At 75.8% G+C, this 16,969-nt stretch carries 13 protein-coding genes; 3 read left to right on the forward strand and 10 right to left on the reverse strand.

The window, feature by feature from the left end; translation table 11 throughout:
• The first annotated feature begins 11 nt into the window (after window positions 1-11).
• From OG715_RS33310 to OG715_RS33320, 3 genes are all read left to right on the forward strand, one after another.
• A complete protein-coding gene (locus OG715_RS33310; RefSeq protein WP_266274621.1) occupies window positions 12-731 on the forward strand; it encodes a response regulator in 720 nt (239 codons plus the stop codon).
• A gap of 130 nt (window positions 732-861) precedes the next feature.
• Window positions 862-2,283, forward strand: coding sequence for a diaminobutyrate--2-oxoglutarate transaminase family protein (locus OG715_RS33315; protein WP_407661046.1), 1,422 nt, complete (start codon window positions 862-864; stop codon window positions 2,281-2,283).
• Between the two features lie 134 nt (window positions 2,284-2,417).
• Window positions 2,418-3,860 (forward strand): pyridoxal phosphate-dependent decarboxylase family protein, encoded by a 1,443-nt coding sequence (locus tag OG715_RS33320; protein ID WP_407661141.1) that lies wholly within the window; start codon window positions 2,418-2,420, stop codon window positions 3,858-3,860.
• Between the two features lie 204 nt (window positions 3,861-4,064).
• Here the strand turns inward: OG715_RS33320 and OG715_RS33325 are convergent, their stop codons facing one another.
• The 10 genes from OG715_RS33325 to OG715_RS33370 all read right to left on the reverse strand — a co-directional run bounded on the left by OG715_RS33325 (window position 4,065) and on the right by OG715_RS33370 (window position 16,946).
• On the reverse strand, window positions 4,065-4,862 hold the full coding sequence (locus tag OG715_RS33325; RefSeq protein ID WP_266274619.1) for an inositol monophosphatase family protein: 798 nt from the start codon (window positions 4,860-4,862) through the stop codon (window positions 4,065-4,067).
• 141 nt (window positions 4,863-5,003) lie between these two features.
• Window positions 5,004-6,290, reverse strand: a complete 1,287-nt coding sequence (locus OG715_RS33330; protein ID WP_266273569.1) for a type III PLP-dependent enzyme — start codon at window positions 6,288-6,290, stop codon at window positions 5,004-5,006.
• Window positions 6,287-8,068, reverse strand: coding sequence for an IucA/IucC family protein (locus OG715_RS33335; protein WP_266273568.1), 1,782 nt, complete (start codon window positions 8,066-8,068; stop codon window positions 6,287-6,289). Before OG715_RS33335 ends, OG715_RS33330 begins: the two co-directional genes overlap by 4 nt.
• Window positions 8,065-9,375, reverse strand: coding sequence for an MFS transporter (locus tag OG715_RS33340; protein WP_266273567.1), 1,311 nt, complete (start codon window positions 9,373-9,375; stop codon window positions 8,065-8,067). Before OG715_RS33340 ends, OG715_RS33335 begins: the two co-directional genes overlap by 4 nt.
• Window positions 9,372-11,171 carry an IucA/IucC family protein gene (locus tag OG715_RS33345; protein WP_266273566.1) on the reverse strand — a complete coding sequence of 600 codons (1,800 nt, stop codon included), beginning with the start codon at window positions 11,169-11,171 and terminating at the stop codon, window positions 9,372-9,374. Before OG715_RS33345 ends, OG715_RS33340 begins: the two co-directional genes overlap by 4 nt.
• The gene (locus OG715_RS33350; protein WP_266273565.1) at window positions 11,168-12,400 is read right to left on the reverse strand and encodes an ATP-grasp domain-containing protein; all 1,233 of its coding nucleotides are present in this window, start codon (window positions 12,398-12,400) and stop codon (window positions 11,168-11,170) included. The genes OG715_RS33345 and OG715_RS33350 overlap by 4 nt, the downstream gene beginning before the upstream one ends.
• Window positions 12,401-12,712: 312 nt before the next feature.
• Complete coding sequence (locus tag OG715_RS33355; RefSeq protein WP_266273564.1) at window positions 12,713-13,732, reverse strand: ABC transporter substrate-binding protein; 1,020 nt, start codon at window positions 13,730-13,732, stop codon at window positions 12,713-12,715.
• A 102-nt stretch (window positions 13,733-13,834) separates the two neighbouring features.
• Entirely contained in the window at window positions 13,835-14,770 is a 936-nt protein-coding gene (locus tag OG715_RS33360; protein ID WP_266273563.1) for an ABC transporter ATP-binding protein, read from the reverse strand.
• Window positions 14,770-15,915, reverse strand: coding sequence for a FecCD family ABC transporter permease (locus tag OG715_RS33365; protein ID WP_266273561.1), 1,146 nt, complete (start codon window positions 15,913-15,915; stop codon window positions 14,770-14,772). The genes OG715_RS33360 and OG715_RS33365 overlap by 1 nt, the downstream gene beginning before the upstream one ends.
• Window positions 15,912-16,946, reverse strand: coding sequence for a FecCD family ABC transporter permease (locus tag OG715_RS33370; protein ID WP_407661047.1), 1,035 nt, complete (start codon window positions 16,944-16,946; stop codon window positions 15,912-15,914). Before OG715_RS33370 ends, OG715_RS33365 begins: the two co-directional genes overlap by 4 nt.
• Window positions 16,947-16,969 lie beyond the last annotated feature (23 nt).

The raw sequence follows: 16,969 nt of genomic DNA on the forward strand, positions 1-16,969 counted from the left end.
AACGGTCCGAGATCTCCGTCCTGGTGGTCGAGGACGACCCGGTGGCCGCCGCCGCCCACACCCTCTACGTGGGGCGCGAGCCGGGATTCCGGGCGGTCGGCACCGTGCACGGCTGCGCGGAGGCGCTGCGCTTCCTGGAGCGGGCCCGGGCCGCCGGGCGCCCCGTCGACCTGCTGCTGCTGGACCTGTACCTCCCCGACGGGCACGGCCTCCAGCTCTGCGGCACCCTGCGCGCGGCCGGGCACGCCACCGACGTCATCGCGGTCACCTCCGCCCGCGACCTCGCGATGGTCCGCCGGGCGGTGTCCGCCGGCGTGGTCCAGTACCTGCTGAAGCCGTTCGCCGCCGCCGCGCTGCACGACCGCCTGGAGCGCTACGCCCGCTACCGGGACACCCTCGGGCGGACCGGTGCGGCCACCGGGCAGGACGAGGTCGACCAGGCGCTCGCGCTGCTGCGGATGCCCGAGCGCACCGCCCTGCCGAAGGGATTGAGCGCTCCGACGCTGGACACCGTGGCGGGGGTGCTGCGCGCGGAGCGCACCGGCCTGTCGGCCGCCGCCGCGGGTGCGGCGGCCGGTGTCTCGCGGATCACCGCCCGCCGCTACCTGGAGCACCTGGTGGACACCGGTCTCTGCGTCCGGGAGCCCCGCTACGGCACGGTCGGCCGGCCGGAGCTCTGCTACCGCTGGACCGGCGGCCCCGACGGACCGGACGTCCCCGGTCGGCCGTGACCTCCTGGCGGGTCGCTCGTTGAGGGAGTGGACGGGTTGTCACCCGCAAGGGTGGTTCAGGTGCCCCCGGACGGATCAGGGCAGGTCAGACAAGTAAGGTTAGGCTCACCTAATTTTCTGGGAGTCCGCCTTGACGCTCGCCGCTGAGCCCGCCACCGGTCCGACCGTCCCCCGTGCCGCCGTTCCCGCGCCCGCCCCGGCGCCCGAGCCCGCCGCCGGGACCGGGCCGTCGCCGGGCGCCGTGCTGCGCCGCCAGCGCCTGCGCGAGTCCGCCGCCCGCACCTACGCGCGCTCCTTCCCGATCGTCCCCGTGCGCGCCAGTGGCATGACCGTCGAGGGCGCCGACGGCCGCCGCTACCTCGACTGCCTCTCCGGCGCCGGCACCCTCGCGCTCGGCCACAACCACCCCGTGGTCCTGGAGGCGATCCGCCGCACCCTCGACAGCGGCGCCCCGCTCCACCTGCTCGACCTCGCGACCGCCGAGAAGGACGACTTCACCACCGCCCTGTTCGAGAGCCTGCCGCCCGCCTTCGCCGACGGCGCGCGCGTGCACTTCTGCGGGCCCGCCGGGACCGACGCCGTCGAGGCCGCGCTCAAGCTGATGCAGACCGCGACCGGCCGCTCCGGCGCCCTCGCCTTCACCGGCGCCTACCACGGGATGACCGCCGGATCCCTCGCGCTCACCGGCAACGTCGCCGTCAAGGAGCCGCTGCCCGGCGGCGGCGAGGTCGTCCGGCTGCCCTACCCCTACGGCTACCGCTGCCCGTTCGGGGTCGGCGGGGAGGCGGGCGCCGAACTCTCGGCCACCTACGTCGAACGGCTGCTCGACGACCCGGCCGGCGGTGTCGTCCCGCCCGCCGCGATGGTCCTGGAGGCCGTCCAGGGCGAGGGCGGCGTCGTCCCCGCGCCGGACGACTGGCTGCGCGCCATGCGCCGGATCACCGCCGAGCGCCGCATCCCGCTGATCGTCGACGAGGTGCAGACCGGCGTGGGCCGCACCGGGGCGATGTGGGCGGTCGAGCACAGCGGGATCGTGCCCGACGCGATGGTGCTCTCCAAGGCGATCGGCGGCAGCCTCCCGCTCGCCGTCGTCGTCTACCGGGAGGAGTACGACGGCTGGCGGCCCGGAGCCCACACCGGCACCTTCCGCGGCAACACGCTGGCCATGGCCGCCGGAGCCGCCACACTGCGCTACGTCGCCGCCAACGGGCTGGCCGAACGGGCGGCGGTGGTCGGCGACCGGATGGTCGAACGGCTGCGCGCGCTGGCCGGGGAACTCCCCGCGATCGGCGACGTGCGCGGACGCGGACTGATGATCGGCGTCGAACTCGTCGACCCGGCCGCGGAGCCGGACGCCTGCGGGGCCCGGCCGGCCGCGCCCGAACTCGCCGTCCGGGTCCGCGAGGCCTGCCTGGCCCGCGGCCTGATCGTCGAACTCGGCGGGCGGCACGACGCCGTCCTGCGGCTGCTGCCCCCGCTCACCGCCACGGACGAGCAGGCCGCCGCGGTGCTGGACCGGCTCGCCGACGCCATCGCGGCGGCGTCCGCGTGAGCGGCGGCCGAGGAGCAGGAGCAGGAGCGGGAACAGGGGCGGGAGCGGAAGCAGGGAGCGGGGCCGGCGAGGGCGCCGACGCGCCGCTCGACGCCCTCTCCGGCGGGGTCGGCGGACCGGCCGCCCTCGGCCCGCTGCTCGCCACCGTCCTCGACGCGCTGGAGACCGGCGCCACCCGGCGCGGCGGCCCGCTGCCGCCCGGCCGCCCCGCCGACCTCGCCGCCCTGGTCGACCGGGCCCTCGCCGCCGCCGAGGGCCCCGACGCCCTCGCCCGCCTCACCGAACTGCTCGCCCACGGCGCCGCCGACCCCGCCGACCCGTTCTGCGCCGCCCACCTGCACTGCCCGCCGCTCGCCGTGGCCGCCGCGGCCGACCTCGCCGTCAGCGCCCTCAACCCCTCCCAGGACTCCTGGGACCAGGCCCCCGCGGCGACGGCGCTGGAGACCGCGCTGCTCGCCGAACTCGCCGCCCTGGTCGGCTACGACCCCGCCCGGGCCGCGGGCGTCGTCACCTCCGGCGGTACCGAGTCCAACCTCATGGGCCTCATGCTCGCCCGCGACCAGAAGCTCGACGGCATCGTCGAACTCGACGGGCTCCTCGGTCTGCCCGCCGGCGTCCGGCCCCGGATCTTCGCCTCCCGCGCCGCGCACTTCTCGGTCCAGCGGGCGGCCGCCCTGCTCGGCCTCGGCGAACGCGCCGTCGTCCCGATCGACGTCGACCGCGACCTGAGGATGGACCCGGTGGCGCTCGAACGCGCCCTGGCCGAGGCGAGTTGGGCCGGACACACCCCCGTCGCGGTGGTCGCCACCGCCGGCACCACCGACACCGGCGCCGTCGACCCGCTGCCCGCCGCCGCCGAACTCGCCGCCCGCTACGACGCCTGGCTGCACGTCGACGCCGCGTACGGCGGCGGCGCCCTGCTCTCCGACCGGCTCGCCCCCCTGCTCGACGGCATCGAACGCGCCGACTCCGTCTCGCTGGACTGGCACAAGCTCGGCTGGCAGCCCGCCGCCGCCGGTGTCTTCCTGGTGCGCCACGCCGAGAACTACGTCTCGCTCGCCCGCCGGGCCGTCTACCTCAACCCGGCCGACGACGAACAGGCCGGCTACCCCAGCCTGTTGGGACTCTCGCTGCGCACCACCCGGCGGGCCGACGCCTTCAAACTCGCCGTCACCCTGCGCACCCTCGGCCGCGCCGGGCTCGGCCGCCTCGTGGACGCCTGCCACGACCTCGCGCGGTCCGCCGCCGACACCGTCCGGGACGAACCGGAGCTGGAGCTGCACGCCGAACCCGTGCTGACCGCCCTGCTGTTCCGCTACCGCCCGGCGGGCCTGGACTCCTCGCGCTCCGACGTCGACCCGGCGGCCCTCGACCGGGTCAACGCCGAACTGCGGCGCGAACTGCTGCGCGGCGGACGGGCGGTGGTCGGCCGGACCGAACTGCCCGGCGAGGGCCCCGGTCGGGTCCGGCTCAAACTGACCCTGCTCAACCCGCACACCACCCCGGCCGAGGTGGCCGCCCTGATCGGCGAGGTCGTCCGCGCCGGCCGCCGGACCTGGCGGTGGGTCGGCCGGTAGACCGGAGGCCGGACCGGGCGGCGGGTCGGACGGCCCCGGTGGGGACGGGTGCGGTGGGGACGGCCCGGGTGGGGCGGGCGCCGTGGGGACGGGCGCGTCCGCCCGCAGGTGGTGGTCCACCACCACCGTGATCTCCGGGTCACTGGCCTCGCCCCGGACCGCCGACCGCGCGCCCGGTTCTCCGCGTGAGGCCCGGGGCGCGGCCTACGGCGCGAACAGGATCTCGCGGCACCGTTCCCAGGTGGCCGGGTCGGCCGCGACGAGCAGGCCGTCCTCGCCGCCCGGGGCCTCGGGGCGGTAGGGGGAGCCGTCGAGGCGGGCGGCGCGGCCGCCGGACTCGGCCACCAGGAGGGAGCCGGGGGCGTGGTCCCAGGGGAGGGTGCGCCAGTAGAGGACGAAGTCGGTGGCGCCCTCGGCGATGTCGGGGTACTCGATGCCGGCGGCGTGGCGGCCGGCGGTGAGTCCGCCGAAGGCGTGGGCGTTGGCCTCGATCAGTCGGCGGCGGGACGGGTCCAGGAACCGGCTCTTCACCGAGCCGCGCCAGGCGGCCGGATCGGTGCCGGCGGGCGTGCGGGTCAGCCGGTGGCCGTCCCGCCAGGCGCCGGAGCCGAGTTCGGCGGTGTAGGTGGTGGCGGTGGCCGGCTGCCGGATCCAGGCGGCGACGGTCCGGCCGTCGCGCACCAGGGAGACCATCACCGCGTAGTCGGGGCGGCCGGCGACGAAGTTGGCGGTGCCGTCGACGGGGTCGACCAGCCAGACGGCGGGTTCGGCGTGCAGGGCCCGGGCGAGCGCCGGGTCGGCGGACACCGCCTCCTCGCCGACCACCGGGACGGGCAGCAGCTCGCGCAGCCGCCGGGCGATGATCAGCTCGGCCTCGCGGTCGGCGACGGTGACCACCTCGCCGGGGGCCTTCTCCATCACCTCGCCGGAGGCCAGCGCCCGGAACCGGGGCTCCACCGCCTCGGCCGAGGCCTCGGCGATGATCTCCGCCACCTTCTCCATCAGCACGTGCCCGCTCCCTTCGTCGCTACCACCTTCGCACGTCAGTACGGGTCGAGTGGGTCGTGGGCACGACCGGCGGCCGACGGGTCCCGGAATCCGTGGTCGGACCTCCGGAATCCGTCGGCCGTCAGGGGTGCTCCCTCAGCTGTCCTCCGCCGGGCCGTCCAGATAGTGGAAGCCCGGGCGGGGGTGCATCAGGAACTCGTGGTGCGAGATGTTCCAGGCGTACGCCCCGGCCAGGTCGAAGAGCACCCGGTCGCCCGTGCGGAGGCGGGCGGCGGCCGGGGCGGCGTGGGCGAGCACGTCCTTCGGGGTGCAGAGCTGGCCGGCCAGGGTGGCCCGGCCGGTGGTCACGGCCGGCCGCTCCCACGGATGGGGCCAGTCCTCGACCGGCAGGGCGCCGAACGGCTGGCTGTGGCCCCGGGTGGCCGGGGTCCGCAGGTGGTGGGTGCCGCCGCGGACGACCGCGAAGTCCTCGCCGTGGCTGCGCTTCACGTCCAGTACCTCGGTCGCGTACCAGCCGCAGTAGGCGGTGAGCGCCCGGCCGGGCTCGATCCGCAGGACCGGGCCGGGGTGGCGGTCCAGCAGCTTCCCGAGGCCCTCGCCGAACGCGGCCCAGTCGAACCGGGCCGCCGGGTCGGCGTAGTCGACGGCCATGCCGCCGCCCACGTTGACCTCGTCCAGCGCGAAGGCGTGCCGCTCGGCCAAACGGGTGGACCAGCCGACGATCTGCTCCGCCAGCGCCAGCTGCTCGGGGGCCGCCAGCCCGCTCGCCAGATGGGCGTGCACACCGCGCAGCCGCAGCTGCCGCCGGACCGGGCCCAGCGGGCCGACCGGCTCGGTGAGCAGGCGGACCGCCGCCTCGGCGCGGTCCGGGTCCAGCCCGAACGGGGTCGGACGCCCGCCCATCGCCAGCGCGACGGAGTCCAGCGCGCCCGACCCGACCGGCAGGTTCACCCGCAGCAGCACGTCCACGGCCGCGTCCGGCCGGTCGGCCAGTACGGCGGCGAGCCGGTACAGCTCCTGCTCGCTCTCGACGTGCCAGCGGTGCACACCGGCGTCCACGGCGGCGGCGATCTCGGCGGGCGTCTTGCCCGGCCCGCCGAAGGCCAGCGGGGCGTCCGGGACGGCCGCCCGGACGTGCGCCAACTCGCCTCCGCTGGAGACCTCGTAGCCGTCCACGGCCCAGCTCAGCGCGGCCAGTACCGGGGCCTCGGGGTTGGCCTTGGCCGCGTAGTACAGCTCGACCCGCTCCGGCAGGGCGGCCCGGACGGCGGCGGCGTGCGTCCGCAGGGCCGCCAGGTCGTAGACATAGGCCGGGAGTTGTTCCGGATCCAGCTCCGCGACCCGGCGGCGGACGGCGTCGGTGGCGGTGGTGGCGCCGGTGGTGGTGGCGGTGGTGGCGCCGGTGGTGGTGGCGGCGGTCATCGGGTCCTCCCGGCGGCGACGGGCGGGGCCTGGACGGGCTGCGGGATCCGGGCGGTAGGTGGGGCGGGCGGTGCGGGTGGGGCCGGTGTCGCGGACGCGGCGCCGGTGTGGGCGGCCTCGGCCAGCACGGAGCGGGCCAGCGGCGAGGCCATCCGGACGTACCCGGCCGCGCGGTCGGCCTTGCGCTCCCAGCGGGTGAGCAGGTTGGCCTTGGCGGGCAGCGGCACACCGGCCAGCAGCGCACGCAGCCGGGGCGGGCAGCCGTGCTCCGCGGCGTACTCCTCCAGGACGCGGCGGACCGCCTCCCAGAGCGCGCCCTCCGCCGCCGGGTGCAGGTCGGCGACGGCGGCGAGCAGTTCGGCCACGTGGTTGACCAGCAGGCAGTAGACCACCCGGTCCCAGCCCCGCTCGGCGTCGTAGGCCATCGGGCCGGCCACCTCGGGCGGCAGTGCGGCGAGCAGTTCGGCGTGCCGCTCGGGGACGAGCTTCGTCCCCTCCAGGTCGCGGAAGAGCACCTGGGCCGGGCGGCCGGACGCGTCCACGCCGATCAGGACGTTCTGCAGGTGCGGTTCGAGCACCACGCCGTGGTCGAAGAAGGCGGCCAGCACCGGCGGGAGCAGCAGCCGCAGGTAGGCCGTCCACCAGTCGAGCGCGCGGGCGGGGTCGGCCGGCTCGGACAGCAGTCGGGAGATGTGCGCCGAACTGGTGGGGTACTCGTCGGCGACGGCGGCGGCCAGCAGCGGGGTGACGCCGGGGCGCAGCGAGCCGCCGAGGCCCTCGCGGACGATCAGGCCGAAGCCCTCGTACAGCGCCCGGTCGGGCCGGCCGTCGGCGCCGGGCAGGGCGAGGGTGCGGAAGGCCGGTTCGCGCAGCACGGCCGCGTCCGGGAACCGGTCGGCCAGGTCGGCCAGTACCGGGGCGAGCAGCCGGGTGAGGGTGACCGCGCCGGTCAGCTCGTAGGCGGCGTTCTTGCGCAGGCAGTTGGTGATCCGCACATTGAGGCTGAACTTGAGGAACGCGCCCGCGCCGTACAGGGTCCGCACCGAGGCGGTGGCCGCGAACGGGGTGCCGCCGGGGCCGAGGTCGACGATGTCGCCGCGGTCCAGCGCTCCGCGCAACAGCGGGTGGTCGCCGACGAGTTCGTACTGCCAGGGGTGGGCGGGCAGCAGCCGGTAGCCATCCGGGACGGCGGCGAGGCTGTCGAGCAGGGCGGTCGCGGCCGGGTCGGTGGAGGACTCGGCGATCAGTTCCTGCCGGACGGCGAGGTGGCGCAGCGGGAATTCGGCGCGGGCCTCGGGGGCGTAGTCGCGCCAGTCGCCGCGTTCGGCGGAGCGGGACTTGGGTGCGGGGTGGAACCGGTGTCCGAAGAGCAGGGCCTGCTCGGACTCCAGGTAGCGGTTGGTTCCGGGGCCGGGGCGGCCGGCCAGGGCGGTCGAGACCACCGCGCGGCTGGAGGCGAGCTGGCCGAGGAACTCCTCGTTGACGGTGCCGGTGCGCAGTTCCAGTTCGCCCTGGACCTGGCGGGCGAGCTCGTGCCAGTCCAACTCGCGCCAGCCGCCGTGGTGTTCTTCCTCCACCGGTCCGGTGAAGCGGTGTGCGCCGATCAGTGAGGTGCGGCGCAGGGCCACCCGGAGCAGGGTGCCGCGCCGGGGGAGGCGGATCAGCAGGCGGCCGTCGGTGACGGCGGTCTGGTGTTCGGGTGCGGACACTTCGCGCAGCAGGCAGTTGAGCAGGGTGTGGACCACGGCATGGTCGGCGGTGGGCAGTCGGTGCGTCATGTGCGACTCCAACGCTGGCGGGAGTGGGAGGAGAGTGCGGTGGCCGCGACGGCGGCCAGGAGTGCGGCGGCGGTGCCGACCAGCACGGGGGAGGTGGCGCCGAACCGGCCGTTGACCAGCGCCGCGACGGCGCCGGCGGCCACGGCGCCGCCCTTGGAGACGAATTCGAGCGAGCCGAACAGTCGCCCGGGTGCCCGGCCGCGGCAGGCCTCGGCGGCGAGCACCGAGAGGCAGACCAGGCCGAGGGTGAGTCCGGCGCCGAGCAGCAGTCGGACGGCGACGAAGGCCGGCAGCGAGTCTGCCACGGCGTGCCCGGCGAGGCCGAGCGCGACGAAGCCGAAGCCGAGCGCGATGCCGGTGTGCGGGCGGTGCAGGAAGGCGGTGTGGGTGCGGGCCGCGAACGCCAGGTAGCAGAGGTGGGGCAGGGCGAACAGCACGCCGGTGGTGGTGCCGGAGACCCCGGGGAGGCGTTCCTCGGCCAGGGATATCAGATAGGGGAAGGAGATGATGGTGGCGAAGACGAAGGCGAACTCCAGGCCGTAGAGGACGCGCAGGGGCGTGCGGCCGGTCGGCTCGTCGGCGGTCGCGTCCGTCGGCGCGGCTGCGGCGGTCGCGCTGCCGGGGCCCGGGCCGAGGGCGGGGTCGGGTTCGGAGGCGGTCCCGGCCTCGGCCGCGCTCTCGGCCGTCGCCTTCGCCCCGGGGCGTCCCGGTTCCGGCAGCAGGGAGAGGAACACCGCGGCGGTGAGCGGCAGTACGGCCATCAGCAGGTACTGCCGGTGCGGGTCGATCCACGGCGACAGTACGCCGACCAGGATCGGCGCGGCCACCAGGGCGGCCCGCGCGCTGCCCTGCATCAGGGTGAGCGCCCGGGACAGTCGGGCGCCGTCGAGGGCGGCGGCGAGGTAGCCGTTGGTCGCGGCGAAGGTGCCGCCGAGGAAGCCCTGGAGCACCAGTGCGAGGGTGAAGGCGGTCAGCGAGTCGGCGGCCCCGGCCAGCAGGAAGGAGAGGGCGAGGCCGAGTTGGGCGCGCAGCAGCAGTCGCTTGCGGCCGTACCGGTCGGCGAGCCGCCCCCACATCGGGGCGCCGAGGGCGCTGAACACGGTGGGCACGATGTACAGCACGCCCGCCCAGCGTCCCTGCTGGTCGCCGAGTCCGGGCAGGATCGCGGTCAGGTAGGGCGGCAGGCCGAGGGCGGCGAAGGACGCGACGAAGTAGCAGGCGGCGACGGCGTGCACCTGGCGCCGGCCGAGTCCGTCCGGTGCGGCGGTGTCGTGTTCGGACGGCCGGGGCAGCGCGTCGACGGTCACTGTGCCGGTCCTGGCTCGTTCGCGGAACGCTGTTGCGGCATGAGGTAGTTCGGGCCGTCGGTGTAGTGCTTGTTGATGTCGGCGGCGCCCGAGCGCTGCTTGCTGAGCAGGGTGCCGGCGGTGACCATCGCCTTGACCGGGAGCCGGTCGGCGTCGAGCAGGGCGGCGCGCAGCGGTTCGGCGGCCGGTCCGGTCCGTTCGACGGCCTCGGTCAGCCGCTTGCGCAGCAGGACGAGCAGTTCGTCGAGTCCGGCCCGGCCGTGGGCGGCGAGGCCGAAGGCGAGCGAGCCGGCGCACAGGTGGCCGGTGATGGTGGTGAACAGGTCGGTGAGCCGCCGGTCGTCGTCGCCGAAGATCCGGACGTCGTCGAACTCCTCCCGTGCGGGGGAGAGTTCGCCGAGGGAGGCGGTCATCCGCCCGGTGTGGACGCGCGGGCCGTCGTCGTCCTTGTAGAGCAGGCGCAGGCCGCCGTCCTGGTCGAGGACGAGCGAGGTGTTCTGCTGGTGGGACTCCAGGGCGACGCCGTGGCCGAACAGCGTGGTCTGCCAGTCGAGCAGCAGCTCCAGCAGCGCGTCGTAGAGGGCGACCGGGTCGCCGCCGTGGAACCGGTCGGCGAGCCGGTCGACGACCAGGTGCCCGCGGGTGGCCACCGAGGCCGGGGCCGGGGCGAGCAGCGCGGCGAGCGGGACGGTCACGGACCGCTCCAGTCCCTCCGGGTAGCGGCGCAGCAGCACCGCCAGCAGCTCGTGCCCGGCGTGCGCCCAGGTCTGCTCGTCGGCGTGCAGGATCCGCCCGGCGAACCGGGGTTCGCGCGCCAGCACGGCCTCGACCAGCCGCTGTCCGGCGGCGCCGTCGACCAGCGTGCCGGGCTTGATGGTGCGGCGGTTGAGCCGGCCGAGGGTGGCGGTGGCGAGCGGCAGCTTCAGGTGGTGGAGCGGGTTCTCGGCGACCGCGACCGTCCGCATCGAGAGGGTCGGGACAACGGTCAGGTAGGGGCGCTCGGCGAGCACGGCGCGGCCGTCCAGGCCGGTGGCGCGCAGCGCCTCCTCCAGGGCCGGTCCGACGGTCAGCGGGTGCACCGGCAGGGTCTCCCAGGCGGCGTCGCCGCCGGGCAGGTCGAGGCCGAGCCAGCTCGGGGTGGGCCACCAGCGGGGCAGCGGGCGGTCGCCGTGCCGGGTGAGCGTGCCGGCCGGCAGGGCGAGCCAGCGCAGTTCGAAGGCGGGGTGGAACTCCGGTGCGTGGGAGCGCAGTTCGTGCTCGTCGAGGCCGGAGCGGCCGCGGGCGGTCGGGTAGACGGGGTGGTCGAGGAAGGCGGCCAGGGTGTCGTGGCCGAGTGCGGCGGCGGGGCCGGTCCAGTGGGCCGGGTCGGCGCCGTAGAGGTCGGTGAGCGCGGTGTGCACCTCGGCGCGGACCCGCTCGTGCAGTTCCATGGTGGCGAGGGTCTGGCGGCACTCCTCGGCGAACGCGGCCCAGCCGGGCCGGTCCTCGGCGTCGGCGTGGGCGGCGAGCGCGGTCAGCGCGGCGTCGAGGTCCCCGATCAGGCGGCCGTCGACCTCGACGAGCGGCAGGCGGGCGCCGTACTCGCTCTGGAAGCCCTCGGCGGCGACGGGGACGGCGATGCCGTGCTCGGCGGCCACCAGCCAGGCGCCGTCGGCGCGGTGCTCGACCGTGCCGCGGGTGCGCAGTCCGAGCACGTCCTCGCGGACCAGGGTGGAGAGGACCCGGAGGGCGAGCAGGCCGGCGGGAGTGGTGGTGGCGGGAGTGCTGGTGGCGGAAGGCGTGGTGGCGGCGCTCACGGGGTGATCTCCCAGCGGTTGGCGGCCACGTACCGGGCCACGGCGGCGTCGACGGCGGCCTGCTCGGGGCCGATCGCCCAGATCACGCCCAGGTAGTCCCGGTTGGTGCGGTAGTGCGGGTGCCGTTCGCCGACCGGGCGCAGCGGCCGGTAGGCGAGCCGGACCCCGTCGGCGTCCTCGTCGTACGGCCCGGGGGCGGCGGTGAGGGTCCCGGCCCGGTCGGCGCAGACCACCTCGTTGCGGGCGCGCAGCCGGGTGGCGGCGCAGCGTTCGCCGAGGTCGGCGGGGAGTTCGAGGCCGAGGTGGGCGGCGAGGATGTGCTCGAACAGCGGGATGCCGAGGATCTCGGTCAGCATCAGGTCGCACTGGTCGCCGATGGCGCGGTAGTTGACCTCGATGATCCGGGCCCGGCCGTCCGGCTGGACGACGAACTCGGTGTGGCAGGCGCCGAGTCCGACCCCGAGCGCGTCCAGCTGGGCCAGTACCTGTGCGACCACGGCGGACGGGTGCGCGGGGACGAACTCCAGCATCTCCTCGACGAAGTCCGGCGGCGGGGAGAGTCTGGTCCGGAACCCGCCGAGGACGTGCCGGCGGCGGCCGTCGCCCAGCGTCTCCAGGGTGTACAACTGCCCCTCCAGGAACTCCTCGACGACGAGGGCGGCGTCGGGGCGCCGGTCCTGGATCTCCTTGGCGCGCCGGACCAGTTCCTCGATGTCGGCGACCAGGGAGACGTCCTCGCTGGCGACGCCCTCGCGCGGCTTGACCACGACGGGGAAGGGCAGGTCCGCCGCGCGCAGCACGGACGGGTCCTGCTCCGGGGCGAGTTCGACCGAGCGGACGGCGTCGAGGCCGGCGGCGGCCAGGTGGCGGCGGAGCTGGCCCTTGTTCTTGGCCCGCAGGGTGGCCTTCCAGTCCTTGGCCGGGAGGCCGAAGTACTCGGCGGCGAGCGCGGTCTGGGTCTGCAGGTGGTCGCTGTTGCTGAAGACGGCGAACGGCGCGTCGGCGGTGCCGGAGGCGCGGAGGCGGGAGATGAGCCCGATCACCTCGCGGAAGTCCCGGACCTCGCACTCGGTCACCTCCGGCGCGAACTCCGTTCCGGCGTAGGCGCGTCGGTGGGCCTCGGCGTGGTCGGTGAGGACGGTGACGGCGAGCCCGAGGCGGGCGGCGGCGGGCAGGAATCCGTCGGTCACCGAGTCGGTCGGGTTGAGGGCGAGCAGGTAGAGGCGCATGGCAGGGCGGGTCCTCTCCGTGTGGGCGGGCGAGGGCGGGCGCGAGGGAGCGCGGGCCGGCTCGGGTGGGGTGGAGCGGTGAGGGTGCGAGGGTGAGGGAGGGCGTGCGTGGGCGTGCTCGTGGAGCCGTCCGTGAAACCGTGCGTGGAGCCGTGTGCGACGGCGTGCCCGACGGCGTCCGGCGCGCGTCGGGGGAGGGCGACGGCGCGCCGCGCGGGGCCGGAGGGGCGGGCGGCGAGGGGCGGGCCGAGGGGCGGCCTCCGGCCGTCCCCCCTGCCGCCCCTCGCCGCCCGCCCGTTCGGGTGCCGGGGCCTACTTGGGGGCGTCGACGTCCGCGGCCTTGGCGATGTCGACCAGCATGGCGTCGGCGGCCTGGACCCCGATGCCCGACATCCAGGTCTCGTCCGGCACGTTGAACACCTTGTTGTCCTTGACGGCGTTCAGGCCCTTCCAGACCGGCGTGTCCTGGACCTCGCTCTGCTTGGTCTTGGACGGGTCGTCGGCGACGGTGACGAAGACCAGGTCGGCGTCGGCCTGGTTGATCTGCTCGGCGCTGACCTCCAGGATGTTCTGGTCCACGTCCTGGGCGGCCGGGCGGGCCAGGCCGACGTCCTTCAGCACGACGCCGCTGTAGGAGGCCTTGGCGTAGAGGCGGGTCGGGCCGGCCACGAACCGGACCACCGAGGCGGTCGGCGCGGTGCCGCCGTTCTTCGCCCTGATCGCCTCGCCGAGCTTGGCGGCGCGGGCCTCGTAGTCGGTGAGGGCCTTCTTGGCCTCCGCCTCCTTGCCGAGGGCCTGCGCGTAGAGGGCGAGGTTGGCCTTCCACGGGAAGCCGGTGGTCTCGGCGAGCACGGTCGGGGCGATCGCGTTGAGCTTGTCGTAGACCTTGGCGTGCCGGACCTTCGAGGAGAGGATCAGGTCCGGCTTCAGGGAGGCGATCAGCTCCAGGTTCGGCTCGTTCATCGGGCCGACGTCCTTGGCGTCCTTGATCTTGTCCTTGAGGTAGTTCGGGAAGCCGCCCTCGGTCTTCATGTGCGGGGAGACCGCGCCGACCGGGGTGATGCCGAGCAGGGTGACGTCGTCCAGCTCGCCGCTGTCCAGGACCACCACGCGCTTGGGCTGGGCCTTGATCTCGGCGGTGCCGGCCGCGTGGGTGACGCTGCGCGGGAAGACGGCGGCCGCACCGGCGGCGGCCGAGGCGTCGCCGGCCGGCTCGGCGGTGTCGGCGGCCTTGCTGTCGCCGTTGCTGCCGCAGGCGGCGAGCAGGGTGGTGGAGAGGGCGACGGCGAGGACGGCGGCGGGCAGTCTGCGGGCGCGGACGGAGCAGTTCATGAAGGGTTCCTTGTCTCTGTTTCGGGGCAGGGCGGGGCGCCGGAACGACCCGCGAGGGGCGGGCGCGGCCGGAAGCAGGGGAGCGGAGCTCGGGGAGGGGCCTCAGCGCTCCGGGGCGGCGGGGGTGGCCGGGGCAGCGGGGGCAACCGCGGCGGCGGCCCGTCTCGACCGGGCCCTGGGCACGACCAGCGGAGTGCCGGTCTCCGGGTCGGGCACGACCCGGCAGGCCACCTGGAAGACGCTCTCCACCAGTTCGGCGGTGAGCACGTCCGAGGGCGCCCCGGCGGCCGCGAGCCGGCCGTCCTTGAGGACGACCAGGTGGTCGGCGTACCTGGCCGCCTGGCCGAGGTCGTGCAGCACCATGACGACCGTCCGGCCGGCCTGCGCGTGCAGGTCGGAGACCAGGTCGAGCACGTCGAGCTGGTGGCGCAGGTCGAGGAAGGTGGTCGGCTCGTCGAGCAGCAGCAGGTCGGTGTCCTGGGCCAGCGCGAGCGCGATCCAGGCCCGCTGCCGCTGGCCGCCGGAGAGCCGGTCCACGTGCTGGTCGCGCAGCTCGGCCATGCCGGTGCGGGTCAGCGCGTCCTCGACCGCGGCCTGGTCGGCCTTGGACCACGGGGTGAGCATGCGCTGGTGCGGGAACCGGCCGAGCCGGACCAGCGCCTCGACGGTGACGGCCTCGGGGGTGACGGGCTGCTGGGGCAGCAGGCCCATCCGCTTGGCGAGCGAGCGGGCCGGCATCCGGTGGATGTCGGAGCCGTCCAGGGTGACGGTGCCGGCGGCCGGGTCCAGCAGCCGGACGAGGCCGCGCAGCAGGGTGGACTTGCCGCAGGCGTTGGGGCCGACGATGGCGGTGACGGCGTTGCCGGGCAGTTCGAGGTCGAGCCCGTCCACGACGGTCCGGTGGCCGTAGCGCAGGTCGAGGCCGTGGGCGGCGAGGCGGTTCGTCGGCCGGTCGGCGTCGGTGGCACCTGCGGCACCTGTGGCACCTGCGGCGGCGGCCGCGGCGGTGCTGGCCCCGGTGGTCACGTCGAGGGTCATCAGCTGGTCCTCTGGGGAAGCCGGCCCTGGCGGATCATCAGCACCAGGAGCCAGGGGGCGCCGAGGGTGGCGGTGACGGCACCGACCGGCAGGCCGTGGACGGGGATCACATGGAGCACGAGGAGGTCGGAGGCGAGCAGCAGCAGGGAGCCGGTGAGGGCGGTGAGGCCGAGCGTGCCGAGGGTGGGCGGTCCGGCGAGCAGCCGGACCAGGTGCGGCACGGCGAGCGCGACGAACGCGACCGGCCCGGTGAGCGCCGCGGCGAGGGAGGCCAGGGCGATGGTGAGCAGGAGCAGCAGGACGCGGTCGCGCCGCGGGTCGAGTCCGAGCCCGCCGGCCGAGTCGTCGCCGAGGTCGAGGACGGCCACCCGACGCTGGCCGAGCACCACGGCGACGGTGGTCAGGGCGATGGCGGAGCCGCCGATCCAGACCTCGTCCCAGTTGCGGCCGTAGAGGGAGCCGGTGGTCCACTGCATCGCGGAGGAGGCCAGCTCGGCCGGGAACCGCACGATCATCAGATTGACGGCGGCGGCCAGGCCCTGCTGGACCGCGAGCCCGACCAGGACCAGCCGGGTCACCGCCATCCGGGAGCGCCAGGCGAAGCCGCCGAGCAGCAGCGCGGCCAGCAGCCCGCCGCCCAGCGCGGCCAGTGGGATGAGCTCCTGCGAGGCGCCGGTGGCGAGCATCAGGACCGCGCCGAAGGACGCGCCGCCGGTGACGCCGATGGTGTCGGGCGAGGCGAGCGGGTTGCGGAACAGGCGCTGGAGCATCGAGCCGGCCACCGCCAGCCCGGCGCCCGCGATCAGCGCGGAGACCACGCGCGGGGCGCGGAACTCCTGGACCACCAGCACGTTCCCGGGGTCGCCGGATCCGGCCAGCGCGCTCAGCGCCTCCCAGACCGTCATCCTGACCTGTCCGGTGCCGAGCGCGATCCCGGTGAGCAGGACCAGCAGGGCGGCGGCGACCAGCGACCAGGCGGCGGTCCGGGCGCGGCGGCGGGCGGCGGAGGTGCCCGGGCCGGGGGCGGCGGAACGGGCCGGGGCGGCGCCGTCGCCGTCGCCGTCGCCGTCGCCGTCGCCGGTGGTCCCGCCGGGGGCGCGGTCGAGGGCCGGGTCCAGGGCCGGGTCGAGGGCCGGGGTGCTCATCGGGCCACCTTGCGGGCCAGCACGGCGAGCAGCGGCGCGCCGAGGAACGCCGTCACGATGCCGACCTCCAGTTCGGAGGGGCGGGCCACCGTCCGGCCGAGCACGTCGGCGGTGAGCAGCAGCACCGGACCGGCGATCAGGCAGCCGGGCAGCAGCAGCCGGTGGTCGTTGCCGAGGAACGGCCGGACCAGGTGCGGGGCGGCCAGTCCGATGAACGCGACCGGACCGGCGACGGCCACCGCGGACCCGGCGAGCAGGACGACGGCCAGGCCGCCGACCACCCGGATCCGGGCCACCGGCACGCCGAGCGACTGGGCGCTCTCGTCGCCGAGCGCCAGCGCGTTGAGCGCGGGCGCGACGGCGAAGGAGGCGATCAGGCCGAGCGCCAGGAACGGCAGTACCGGCGCGAGGGTGTCCAGGTGCCGTCCGGCGACCGACCCGGCCAGCCAGAACCGTGCCTCGTCCAGGGTGCGGTGGCTGGCCAGCATCAGGGCGGAGGTCCACGAGGTGAGCACCACCGTGAGCACGGTGCCGCCGAGTGCGAGCCGGACCGGGTCGAGGTCCCCGCCGTGGCGCGACATCGCGTACGCGGCCACGGCCGCCACCGCCGCTCCGGCGAAGGCGAACCAGACGTACTCGATCGGGCGGGTCAGCTCGAAGGCGTAGATCGCGGCGACCACGGCGAAGCTCGCGCCGGCGTTGATGCCGAGGGTGATCGGCGAGGCGAGCGGGTTGCGGGTGACGCCCTGGGCGACCGCCCCGGCGACGCCGAGCGCGGCCCCGACCGCGAGGCCGATGAGGGTGCGCGGCACCCGAAGACCCGTCACCACATCGGCGTCGCCGCCGTGCTCACCGCCGGTCAGGGCGCCGATCACGGTCCCCAGCGGGATGGTGCGGGAGCCGAGCGCGAGGCTCAGCGCGACGCACAGCGCCAGCAGGCCGAGCCCGGCGACCAGCACCAGGGGGAGCCGGGCCGCTGAGCGGGTTCTCGGGGCCGGGGTCGGGGGAGCCGGCGGATCGGTGGTGAGCACGGGGCGAGATATTAGGTTAGGTA

The sequence above is a fragment of the Kitasatospora purpeofusca genome, assembly GCF_036010405.1.
GTDB classification, from domain to species: Bacteria; Actinomycetota; Actinomycetes; order Streptomycetales; family Streptomycetaceae; genus Kitasatospora; species Kitasatospora purpeofusca.

Excerpts from the sequence above, each read along its gene's own strand:
- OG715_RS33335 (WP_266273568.1), bottom strand. The coding sequence starts at position 8,068 with ATGACGCACCGACTGCCCACCGCCGACCATGCCGTGGTCCACACCCTG.
- OG715_RS33350 (WP_266273565.1), bottom strand. The coding sequence starts at position 12,400 with ATGCGCCTCTACCTGCTCGCCCTCAACCCGACCGACTCGGTGACCGAC.
- OG715_RS33360 (WP_266273563.1), bottom strand. The coding sequence starts at position 14,770 with ATGACCCTCGACGTGACCACCGGGGCCAGCACCGCCGCGGCCGCCGCC.
- OG715_RS33365 (WP_266273561.1), bottom strand. The coding sequence starts at position 15,915 with ATGAGCACCCCGGCCCTCGACCCGGCCCTGGACCCGGCCCTCGACCGC.
- OG715_RS33330 (WP_266273569.1), bottom strand. The coding sequence starts at position 6,290 with ATGACCGCCGCCACCACCACCGGCGCCACCACCGCCACCACCACCGGC.
- OG715_RS33355 (WP_266273564.1), bottom strand. The coding sequence starts at position 13,732 with ATGAACTGCTCCGTCCGCGCCCGCAGACTGCCCGCCGCCGTCCTCGCC.
- OG715_RS33325 (WP_266274619.1), bottom strand. The coding sequence starts at position 4,862 with ATGGAGAAGGTGGCGGAGATCATCGCCGAGGCCTCGGCCGAGGCGGTG.